10 protein-coding genes are annotated in these 11,578 nt (G+C 38.9%); all 10 read left to right on the plus strand.

From position 1 onward, the window contains the following. Positions 1–300 (plus strand): hypothetical protein (locus WA010_RS08435; protein WP_422556686.1); only part of this gene is annotated, 300 nt, incomplete at its 5' end. Further along, a complete protein-coding gene (locus WA010_RS08440; RefSeq protein ID WP_422556687.1) occupies positions 294–2,666 on the plus strand; it encodes a radical SAM protein in 2,373 nt (790 codons plus the stop codon). The genes WA010_RS08435 and WA010_RS08440, both read left to right, overlap by 7 nt. 5 nt (positions 2,667–2,671) lie before the next feature. After that, the gene (locus WA010_RS08445; RefSeq protein ID WP_422556688.1) at positions 2,672–3,886 is read left to right on the plus strand and encodes a sulfotransferase domain-containing protein; all 1,215 of its coding nucleotides are present in this window, start codon (positions 2,672–2,674) and stop codon (positions 3,884–3,886) included. After that, entirely contained in the window at positions 3,880–4,404 is a 525-nt protein-coding gene (locus WA010_RS08450; RefSeq protein ID WP_422556689.1) for an adenylyl-sulfate kinase, read from the plus strand. Before WA010_RS08445 ends, WA010_RS08450 begins: the two co-directional genes overlap by 7 nt. Next, entirely contained in the window at positions 4,404–5,168 is a 765-nt protein-coding gene (locus WA010_RS08455; RefSeq protein WP_422556690.1) for a class I SAM-dependent methyltransferase, read from the plus strand. Before WA010_RS08450 ends, WA010_RS08455 begins: the two co-directional genes overlap by 1 nt. Further along, positions 5,165–7,483: a PEP/pyruvate-binding domain-containing protein gene (locus WA010_RS08460; RefSeq protein ID WP_422556691.1), complete on the plus strand. Its 2,319-nt coding sequence runs from the start codon at positions 5,165–5,167 to the stop codon at positions 7,481–7,483. The genes WA010_RS08455 and WA010_RS08460 overlap by 4 nt, the downstream gene beginning before the upstream one ends. Beyond that, positions 7,480–8,094, plus strand: coding sequence for a gamma-glutamyl-gamma-aminobutyrate hydrolase family protein (locus tag WA010_RS08465; protein ID WP_422556692.1), 615 nt, complete (start codon positions 7,480–7,482; stop codon positions 8,092–8,094). Before WA010_RS08460 ends, WA010_RS08465 begins: the two co-directional genes overlap by 4 nt. A 3-nt stretch (positions 8,095–8,097) precedes the next feature. Beyond that, entirely contained in the window at positions 8,098–10,317 is a 2,220-nt protein-coding gene (locus tag WA010_RS08470; RefSeq protein WP_422556693.1) for a S8 family serine peptidase, read from the plus strand. An 80-nt stretch (positions 10,318–10,397) separates the two neighbouring features. Then, positions 10,398–11,144, plus strand: coding sequence for an NTP transferase domain-containing protein (locus tag WA010_RS08475; protein ID WP_422556694.1), 747 nt, complete (start codon positions 10,398–10,400; stop codon positions 11,142–11,144). Next, on the plus strand, positions 11,141–11,578 hold a 438-nt coding region (locus tag WA010_RS08480; RefSeq protein ID WP_422556695.1), incomplete at its 3' end, for a hypothetical protein. The genes WA010_RS08475 and WA010_RS08480, both read left to right, overlap by 4 nt.

The following is an 11,578-nucleotide window of genomic DNA, read 5'->3' on the forward strand; positions in this document are numbered from 1 at the left end:
CTCTATAATCTTTCAAAAGCGACCCTTAATGCAGCATGTGGTTCTATGGCTGCGGAATATGCTCAGAATTACCCATCAGTTGAGGTACAGTTTAATATTTTAGACCCGTGGGAAGCTCAAACCGAAATGAATACGCAAAGCCCCCATAGCCCGTACACGGTTTGTGCCATGACGTTGGCATTGTTATCACACGGAGAAGATGGACCCAATGGAAGATATTTTCATAGAGATGGAAGACATTTAGGATTTTTAGAAGCAAATCCATATGAAAAATCATTATTTGCGAGGGAACTATGCTAGAGGATGATATAAAAAAAGAGTTAGCTTTTGTTTATGAAGGTGTTTTTACTTTTGATACCAGAGGAGATGATGGTATTGCTATAAAAGCGATTGAACGGCATCTCAAAAACTATAAAAAAGTAGCCCTCTACGGAGCTGGTCAGTTGTTAAACTATTTTTTACGCCATTCTCCCGAATTTATGGATGCAATAGAGATCATCGTAGATGATAAAGAAGCGTTATGGGGCACGATAATTCACGGTAAAAAAGTGATATCTTTACACGAACTTCCGAGTGATATAGAAGCTGTTTTTGTGTGTATACACCAAACCGGTTTAGTCGAAAAACTCATCAATAATATTCAAAAAAGCGGTAAAAATATACACATTGAGACATTGAAAAGTTTGTATGATTTTGATTTGGACGGACTCTCTCAAAAAGCATTGAGAAAGCGGATAGAAGAGGTATATGAAGACGTTTATGTTCCGGCAGGAAAAAGTGTCCGCTTCTGTATACACAGAGCATTTTCACATGATGGAAGTGATGATGACATTCGATTAGCATCCATGCTTGCCGATATATTAAAACACCAAAAAATGCATGTGGTTGGGAACCAAGAATTAAAAGTCTATTTAGAATCGTTAGAACCGAGACTTACCGATTTATTTGATGGTGATGAGAAGAAGACGGTTTTAATACTTGAAACCGAATTTTTACGGATACAAGCATTGATGGAAGAATATCCTAATGCCGTAACTCTAAGTATATTGGAGAATGAACATTGGAGAAGTCTACCGAAAAGAGTGTGGCAGGTTTATGACCAAAATGTGATTTATCCTATCGTTATTCCACGTATATCATTTGAACAAAATTTGGATTTTTTACTTCTTGATTTACCTGCTCGTTATATGGCTATGGCTCCGAATGGGTTGGGGTATGTTCACAATTTATTATCAACGTTAGATATCAAACATCAAACAGCCGATTTTGATATTGTTTTTTATCATCGATTCCATACTAAGCGTATTATGGATGGGATGGAATGTTTAGCTACCAAACAAGGGTATAAGATCAAGGAAGACCCTTGGGATATGGAAAGTGCGGATGAGTGGGAAAAACCGGAATTTATAGAGTATTTTAGAGATGAAATAGAAGAGATAATTCACAAACTGATAGCATCAAATCCAAAAATAGTTGGGATATCGCTTCATCAAACCAATCGACTGATGGCTCATGAAATATTTACCAGAGTCAAAGCCCTCAGGCCGGAAATTATGGTTTTGGCCGGCGGCTATGACAGTGCTAATCATACGTTGGCTAAGAGTGTTATGGATGAAGGGTGTTATGACTATGTTTTTGTAGGCGAAGCCGATATGACTATGCCCGATATCGTAAAAAGTATCTTAAGCAGGGGAGAGCCTAAAAATGTGGCAGGAGTAGTTTCTCGCTATGATGATGAACACTTTATATGGACTCCTGCGCCGTTAATATTGAATTTGGATGAGATTGATTTCCCAAAATACCAATGGTATGGGGTGAGTATCTATCGAAACTACAATGGCTATCAACTAATGCCAATCGCCGCTTCCAGAGGGTGCCGATGGTCAAAATGTACTTTTTGTGCAGAGTGCTTTAGTTGGCGTAACAACTCGGCACTATACATGGCAGATCAATTTGAATGGCTCTATAACGAGGGGTGTGATTTATTTCACTTTAACGAAAGTGATCTCAATGGTGACCCTACAGCATTGGGCAATATATGCAAAGAAATTATTAATAGAGATTTAAAAATCAGACTTGTAGGGCAGCTTCGTATTCATCCGGAGAGTACATTAGAGTATTTCCAGTTGCTCAGAGCCGGTGGTTTTGTCCATTTACGATTCGGTGTAGACGGATGGTCTAAAAATACGCTAAGGCTTCAGAAAAAAGGGTATCCAAAGAAAACGGTGACACAAAATTTACGAGATGCTCATGCTTCAGGGATTCGCGTTACTACTAATATGGTTATTGGAGTACCCGGTGAAACGGATGAAGATGTCAATGAATCGATTGCATTTGTCATAGAAAATAAGCCTTATATTGATATGATGGAAAATATAAATACGTTAATGCTTGCGGCGGGGAGTCTCTATTATGAAAATCCGGAACTGTTTGGTATACACTTTAGAGGTGAGAAAGAGAATCTTTACGCCAAATACCCCAAAATGATTCCGGCAGATTTATGGTACAGTGAAACCCCATACATCGATCATCATATTCGATTGGAACGATATCAGAAAATATGTGATGCACTATTTAATGCAGGGGTGCAGTTTGGTGAATACGCAAAATGGGCGGCTAAAAGGCATGTTGAACAGTTGCAAGATAATCATAGCAGTAACGGTTAAGTAAGATGGTCATACAAGAGATTAAAAATCATTTTGATGGGCAAGAAACCGCATCTTATCAAATTGTTTCCCCCCCCTTTTCATGCGGCGTCGCTTGGTTGGTCAATGTTTTATTGGAACTTGATATTAAGACGACAAATGTAGGGTTTGGGCAAAATCATTGGTCTTTCGAAAATGACTTGACTCTAATAGAACCTGATGCATTGAACCATTTGAAATGGCATCTTCCGATTTTACATCGTCAGGAGAAGTTTATTTTTGAAGCTAATATAGAAGTGTTTTGGGAACATCGATTGGATTTTGTCAATCAAGGACATAAAAAGACTATTTTATTTATACGTGATCCGCGTGATGCTATATACTCAATGTATTGTAGGAACTATAAAGAACATTATACCTTTGACGTCTATTTAAAACGTCAGGATGTATGGCCGGATCATTTTCCCGGTCTTTTTGAATTACCGCCTTTTGAAACTTTTACTTTTTTCGTCTTTTTTTGGATGACGATGAGTCGATTTATGCCAGTTAAAATAATTGATTTTAAAAATACAAAAATAATTCCAGTCAAGACAGTGCAAGAAATTTTGAAATATTTAGAGATTGATCGCACAACCCAAGAGGTGGAAAAAGCTGTTGAACATTCGAGCTTTGAAAATGCTAAACGGGCAATGGATGAAATGCAAAAAGCGACGAAAGAGACTTTTTTAACGGCACGCAAAGGTAAAGTGGATGAATGGAAGCAAACGTATTCGGAAGAGTTGCTCTTAGGTATAACGGAGGTTGGAAAAATATCGTTTGGGCTTTTGGATGAGGGTGAAGCACATGTATCGCATTTGATAGATACATATATCAAGGCAGATTCCCGATCCATTATTGCGGATAAACTACCGGAGGAAGTAAACGAAATAGTTGTAAAAATACTGGATCGTTTTCAATCCGGAATAGATATTACACGCGAAGAGGTTCATACCCTATATCAAATTGAGAATATGAGCACAAAAGTAGCGTTGAGAATCGCTATGATTTTAGAAGCACTCTATTATGTTGAAAATATTTTTGAGGATAAAACTTCAGATGAGGCAAGAGCGGCACTAAATACTTTTATTGCTATGAATTTACGATTTGAGGATGATTATCCGATACAGCAAGCCGCGGTATCTTGTCTGCGACGATGGAGTATTTCGTTGAAGCCATTTTTTGATAAGGCTCAAACATGCTAAATAAAAACAGTTGGCTGATTTGGATAACGGGTCTCTCCGGCAGCGGTAAAACAACGATAGGAAATGCCCTTTATTTAAAGCTCAAGTTAACGTATAAAAATATCGTTTTTTTAGACGGTGATAGTTTTAGAGAGATCTTGGGCAATGATCTTGGGCATAATCCAAAAGATAGATTAGAAAATGCCTATAGAATACATCGAATGTGTCGGTTTTTAGTCTCTCAAAATATACATGTTGTGTGTGCAACAATGTCCCTCTATAAAGAGATCCATGAATTAAACAGAAAAAAAATTGAAAACTATATGGAAATATTTATTGAATGCGACAGAGATGAATTGATTCGAAGAGATCAAAAAGGGTTGTATACTCAGGCTATCAAAGGAGAACGGACGGATGTCGTTGGGGTAAATTTGCCATACGATAAACCGGATAAGGCTAATTTGATCATTAATAATACTAAAATAGCAGATATGACATTAAATGTAGAGAAGATTTATAGTTTGATAAAGGGTGAATGATGAAACAGGGCGATTTTACACAGTTGGCGAAATATTATATCAATAGACCGGCATATAGTGAGTTTTTAATTCAAAAGTTATTAAAAATTATGGATTTAAAATTAAATAATACGGTAAGAGTGGCGGATATAGGGGCGGGTACAGGGAAGTTTACAAAAATGTTGGCTGAAATAGGGCTAAAGGTTTCTGCCGTTGAGCCGAATGATGCTATGCGTTCCGAAGGGGCAATATATACCCAAGAAGATGAGATTGAATGGCTGCATGGTAGTGCAGAAGATACAAAATTGCCGACCAATATGTTTGACTGGGCCTGTATGGCATCTTCTTTTCATTGGACTGATCCACAAAAATCTTTACCGGAATTAGCAAGAATTATAAAACCTGATGGCTATTTTACCGCCATCTGGAACCCTAGAAATATTCAAAGATCCCCCTTTCACCTAAATATAGAAGAACAGATAAAAAAAATTGTTCCGGAACTAAACAGAGTTTCCTCTGGAGCGCAAAATACAAAAGAGTGGGAGTATATTCTAACATCTACCGGAGATTTCAAAGAATGTGTTTTTATGGAGTGTGATCATGTGGAGGTGATGTCTATAGAACGTTATATGGGAGTATGGCATTCTGTGAATGATATTCAAGCGCAGGCTGGAAAAGAGAGATGGCAAAAAATTCTTGATATGATAGAAAGTGAGATTAGCGGTCTCGAATATATAGAAACACCCTATAAGATAAGAGCTTGGACGGTTCAAAAAACAAGATGAAGTTTCTTTCAAAAGCAAAAACATTAGCACAATTAGAGGGCAAATTGCTGAGTTGTCGTATATTGCCGCAATTGTGCTTTACGATAGAAGAATTTTTGGAGAATCAAGAGAACGTTCTTCAAACCATAGCAAATACTTTTGACAAAATTATTGTACGTTCCAGTGCTAAAGAAGAGGATGGAAAGGATACGTCGTATGCAGGACATTTTCTTAGTATTCTGGATATTGATGCCAACAATAGGGCTGAATGTGTATCGGCTATACAACGTGTGATAAACTCTTATGGTCTCTTCGAAGCACAAAGTGAATTTTTCGTACAACCGATGCTTTCAGATGTCAGTTGCAGTGGAGTTTTGTTTACTTCAGATCCCGATACTTTTGCCCCTTACGTCATAGCCAATATGGATTTTTCAGGAAGTACCGATGGTGTTACCGCAGGACATAAGAATACTCTAAAAACATTTGTATATTTTAAATATTGTGAATCTAATTTGGAGAATAGGTACCATAAAGCACTTATTTGTATGGCAAAAGAGCTTGAGTCTATTTTGGATAATCCTGCATTGGATATAGAGTTTGCATTTGTAGATAATGAACTGTATCTCTTACAAGTAAGAGCGTTGACGTCAAAAACTGTGTTGGACTTCTCTGGTATTGATCTGCGCGATGCTTTGCATAAAGTATCTAAAAAAATTCAAAAACTATCGATGTCTCATCCGGCACTTTTGGGTTCAAGGGTGATATATGGGGTTATGCCCGATTGGAATCCAGCTGAAATCATAGGGATTAAACCTAAAAAACTGGCATTATCCCTCTATAAAGAGTTGGTAACCGATTCGGTTTGGGCGTATCAGCGTGATAATTTCGGGTATAGGAATTTAAGATCTCATCCTTTGTTGGTGGATTTTTTAGGGGTTCCATATATTGATGTGAGAGTTTCATTTAACTCTTTTGTCCCCAAAGAGTTGGATGAAGAGATTGCAGGCAAACTGATTGATTATTATCTGGATAGATTGGAAGACTCTCCTCATTTTCATGATAAGGTTGAGTTTGAGATTCTATTTTCGTGTTATACCCTTGATTTACCATCGAGACTCCAAAAGTTAAGAGGCTATTTTTTCAATGAGGATGAACTCAAACAGATAGAATCTTCGCTTTTGTATCTGACTAACAATGTCATCAAACAAGATGGCGGGTTGTATAAAAAAGACATTGCAAAAATCGAACAATTAAAGAAGAGATATCAGGCAATCGTTGATTCGCATTTATCGCTTGTGGATAAAATTTATTGGCTCATAGAGGAGTGTAAACGATACGGGACATTGCCGTTTGCCGGTATAGCACGGGCTGCTTTTATGGCAACGCAGTTTCTGGATTTATTTGTGGCTCTGGGTATCTTTAGCGCAAATCAAAAGCAAGATTTTCTATACTCGCTTAATACGGTTTCCAAGAAGCTGAGTACCGATCTGATGAGCGTTTTTGAGGATAAAATCTCAAAAGATGATTTTCTATCGGAATACGGACATTTGAGACCCGGCACGTACGATATAAATTCTTTGACTTATGCTGAGGCTTTTGATACCTATTTTAACACTAAGCCCTATGATTACAAAAGCATTGATTTTGAATGGAAAGCATTGCAAAAAGAGATGATTTCGTCATTGCTTTTGGAAAATAATCTTGAGATAAATTTTGATGAATTGACGAATTTTATAAGAGAGGCAATAGAGGCTAGGGAATATGCAAAATTGGTTTTTACCAAAAGTCTTAGTCAAGTTCTAGTATATATAGAGGAATACGGAGCACGACTCGGTATCAGTCGAGGCGATATGGCACATTTATCCATCGGAGAGATTATGAGACTTTACTCTTCGGTAGAGGCATCGGATGTTGCAAATATATTTGATAAAGAGATACAAAGAAATAAAAATGAGTATCTCTTTACGCAAGCGGTAAAATTTCCCTCGTTATTGGTAACTTCAGAGGATATATATCACTACTCTCTTGAGGAGGGGGAACCCAACTTCATAACTTTGAAATCGGTAATAGCCGAAGTGACTATGTGGAATGATAATGTAAAAGAAAAAATTGTCTGCATAGAAAACGCAGATCCAGGGTATGATTTTTTATTGACCAAAGGGATAGCCGGATTGATTACTTGTTATGGTGGAGCTAATTCACATATGGCTATTCGGTGTGCAGAATCTGGGATTCCGGCGATTATCGGAGCCGGAGAAAAACTATTTTCAAACTATTCCAAAGCCAAAGTGATTGAACTGGATGCGGCATCTAGGGTATGCAGGGTGATTTCGTGAAAACAATCATAATAACGCCTAGAATTTATAGAGACAGCAACAGCGGTGAGATGCGCACGGCTTTAGATATGAATTGGTTTGAACTGTGCAAAGAATTGAATATAAATTTGGTTGTTTTTTCGTACATGGATACAAGTATAGAGTTTTTACGAACGTTATCACTATCGGGAATTATATTGAGCGGCGGTAATGATTTAAGCTCTGTAAACCCTTCGAGCGAGAATCAAATCAGAGATCAATATGAACGCTCGCTAGTGGAGTTTGCTGTAGCAAATGAGATACCTATTTTAGGTATTTGCAGAGGAATGGAACTGTTGGGGGAGTTTTTTGGAGGCAAAGTCAATCCAATAAAAGAGCATGTGCGGTGCAGACATGAAATATTTGTTACGGAGAGTCGATTTGGTTTGATCGGTGGGGAACGTAATAGTTATCATGACTATGCATTGAGTGAGAGCGGAGTGATGCGTGTTATTGCCCGAAGTTTAGACGGTTCGATAGAGGCAATTGAACATGCTACACTTTCTATTGTCGGTATGATGTGGCATCCTGAGAGAGAGAAGCCGTTTTATGAATCGGATAAAGATTGTATACGAAATTTTTTTGGAGCATAAAGTATGAAAACCAACTTCGAAACAAGCATAAAAGCTGCTATCTCGGTACCTTTTGCTCTATTGTTTACGGGATGTCTTGGTGGCGGTGGTGGTGGAGGAGGTGGTCCGTCCGCCCCTGCGCAACCAGCCCCTTTAACGCCTTCTCTTACAGCCGCTCAGATTGAATATAATACAAATCCTGCATTAGGACTTGTCGGTGCTCAAACGTCATACGACGCTGGCTATACAGGGGTTGGTGTCAAGGTAGCCGTTATTGATACAGGGGTAGATGCTACACATCCGGATTTGATTACCAATCTCAGTCGCTCAAACATAATAGAACCCAATCTGCTTGCAACCTACACTGGAAATGTGAATGATACTTTTAATGGTGTTGCTGGTTGGTCGCTAGATTGGAATAATTTTACCGGGGATCAAGTTGCTTGGGTTAATTATACGATGAACAATGCAGATCAGGTGTATGCTACTGCACCTGTGGTCACAATCACGGGAGATGGGAGTGGAGCGACAGCCAAGGCACTTCTTGGAACGGATGGGAAGATTAAAGCGATTCTTGTAACCAATGGAGGGTCTGGGTATACCTATGCAAGTGCTTCAACGAATGATAGCACCGGGAATATCAACATCACAGTGACATCGATGGCGGGAGCGGATGCAAATGGTCACGGAACCTTTGTCTTATCCCAAGTGGGTGCTGCTAAAAACGACATTGGTATGCATGGTGTTGCCTACAATGCAACCTTGCTTTCGATTAAAGCAGGCGGTAGTTTTATTTCTCTAGATGCAGTTCTTCAGGGTGTGGCGTATGCGCAATCTCAAAATGTTAAGGTGGTTAATCAGAGTTTTGGTACTTATTCTAATTTAGGCGGATACTCTAATATAGCTAATTATGTTACAGCGCAAGCAGCAAATGTTTCTTTTGTCTCCGCTGCCGGAAATGAGAGTAAGAGTTGCGCGGATATTACGCAATGTCTTCGTCCGGCAGCTCTTCCATGGGAAGCGAGTATGGCGAGTGCCAATATGCTTAATCAAAACGGAGCGTGGATTGTTGTAGGTGCTCTTAATTCAGATGGAAGTGATATCGCCTCTTTTTCCAATCGTGCGGGTATCACTAAGAGCAACTATATTTTGGCTCCTGGAAGTGCTAATTATGGTATTTGGGGTAATATTGTAGGAGCGGGAAGCGGAACAAGCTTTGCCGCTCCTATTGTATCAGGGGCAATGGCACTGATGTATCAAAAATGGCCAGCGTTGAGTGGTCGGGCAATGGCTAATATTCTTTTCGCAACTGCGGATGATCTGGGAGTTGCTGGAGTCGATGATATTTATGGAAATGGAAAGCTCAATCTTAATCGTGCGTTTGCTCCGGTTGGATCGACTGGTATTCCGACTGCCGGTTCCTCAAAAGTCACCGGAGCAGCTGCCATTGTAAATACGACAAGTACACCACTGGCTAATACTCGAATGTCAACGGGTTCTTCTATGGGTATGGCACTCCAAAATTTTGAATTTTTAGATAACACCATTGTACTAGACAGCTATCAACGCGATTTCAAAGTCAATATGACTAGGGCTGTTGCTGGAACGCAAACTAATTCAATCGATTTTGATGAATTTGCGAATACTCATATTGGTAATCTGATTGTAGGGGTGAATACGCTTACCAATGATGGGGTAATCGGATGGCAGTTTGACAAAAGCTTAAGTGTTGTTGGTACTTATACGCATGATCTTTTTGGAACGACAGCAACGGGTGCTCTTGGGATTGATAATTCAAATACGTATTACCTTAATATTAAGAAAATATTGGCAGGGGATGATTTTAAATTTGAGGGTCAGTTGATCTACGGATACGGAAAAGCAGATAGTGCTGTAGGGAGTCTTGTCTCGGACGTATCTGATGTTCACGGCATTGGCGGAAAAGCAAAAGTGTATTATAAGAACTCGGGAATCAGCTATGAAGTTCCGATGCGTGTGGTGAGTGGTAATATGGATTTTTCAATTCCTACGTCACGGACACTTGATGGATATATAAATTATGAAAACGCAACAGCACAGCTCACCCCCAATGCTTTGGAACAAAAGCTTGGGGTGTTTCATGAACTAACAAGGGAGAGTGGATTATTTAGAACTTTGGTTGAGTTTGAACATACCGTTGATAAGTTTAATATCACTGGATTGAGCGATAACGAGGTTAAACTTTCAATGTATTGGTATTATTAACTGATGTTACGTACTCTTCGATGGCACTCATTTCATGAAGTTTATGTGTTGAGTGACAACATTTTTTTGGAGCATAACGTATGAAAGCAATCATTTTAGCCGCAGGAGCGGGGACAAGACTCCGACCTCTGACAAACGATAGACCAAAATGCATGGTTGAGTATCAAGGAAAGTCAATTATCAGTACCATTTTAGAGACGATGCACAGTTGCGGTATTAAGGATATCGCTATTGTCGGGGGTTATAAAATCGATGTATTAAAAGAGTATCTTAAAGATCAAACAATCGTTTTTTTTGAAAATAAAGCCTATGCAACGACAAATATGGTCAGCACTTTTTTCTGTGCTAAAGAGTGGATGGATGATGATCTGATTATTTCCTACGCGGATATTATTTATACCGATTCGGTCTTACAAAAGGTGATTTCTGAATCATCTCCTCTATCTACATCGGTGGATTTAGCGTGGTTGAAATTATGGGAACACAGAATGGACGATCCTCTATCAGATGCGGAAACGATGAAACTGGATGATATTGGAAATATCATGGAGCTTGGGAAAAAGCCGAGAAGCTATGATGAGATTCAAGGTCAGTATATGGGATTGATTAAAATTAAAAAAGAGCTTTTAGATGAAATCATAGAATTTTACGCTTCTTTATCACGAGATGCGATCTATGATGGCAAAACGTTCGACCAAATGTATATGACCAGTTTTTTACAAATGATTATTGATCATATCATGCCGATTAAAGCGGTGTTGGTTCGTGGTGGCTGGATTGAAATCGATTGCATCCAAGATATGGAGAGTGAGATGTTTGTTGCATGATTAGAACCCCTGAAATCAACTATGACACGTTCGAGCAAGCGTTTGCTGAGGGAAATTTTGTTTATGTAGCCCTCAATGCTCCTATCGGTGCATTAAAGGGGTGTGCGTATGTCATGAGTGCCGATGTGCAAAAAGGGATAGAGATGATAGGTGATGCTCGCGATGAGCGTTCCTTATTTTATAAAGCCGTCGGGTTTTGGTTTTTAAATTCGGATGAAGAAGCGCTAAGAATTTTAGAAAAGATTGATTTTTTAGAATCAGCCAATCAGCTTATAAATACCATCAAAAATGGTTATAAGGCAGATTTGAGAGTGTTCGATCCGATATTCTTTTACCGCTTCGATTGCGATTATTCCGAAGCAAAGATTGAACTGAGTGATAATGATTCGGCATTTTCGATTACCTGCGGCCCCGAATATCTCCCACTTCAACCC

The organism is Sulfuricurvum sp., from assembly GCF_049305995.1.
Lineage (GTDB): Bacteria > Campylobacterota > Campylobacteria > Campylobacterales > Sulfurimonadaceae > Sulfuricurvum.

Coding starts and splice junctions, on each gene's coding strand:
- WA010_RS08445 (WP_422556688.1), top strand. CDS start 2,672: ATGGTCATACAAGAGATTAAAAATCATTTTGATGGGCAAGAAACCGCA.
- WA010_RS08475 (WP_422556694.1), top strand. CDS start 10,398: ATGAAAGCAATCATTTTAGCCGCAGGAGCGGGGACAAGACTCCGACCT.
- WA010_RS08450 (WP_422556689.1), top strand. CDS start 3,880: ATGCTAAATAAAAACAGTTGGCTGATTTGGATAACGGGTCTCTCCGGC.
- WA010_RS08460 (WP_422556691.1), top strand. CDS start 5,165: ATGAAGTTTCTTTCAAAAGCAAAAACATTAGCACAATTAGAGGGCAAA.
- WA010_RS08455 (WP_422556690.1), top strand. CDS start 4,404: ATGAAACAGGGCGATTTTACACAGTTGGCGAAATATTATATCAATAGA.
- WA010_RS08470 (WP_422556693.1), top strand. CDS start 8,098: ATGAAAACCAACTTCGAAACAAGCATAAAAGCTGCTATCTCGGTACCT.
- WA010_RS08440 (WP_422556687.1), top strand. CDS start 294: ATGCTAGAGGATGATATAAAAAAAGAGTTAGCTTTTGTTTATGAAGGT.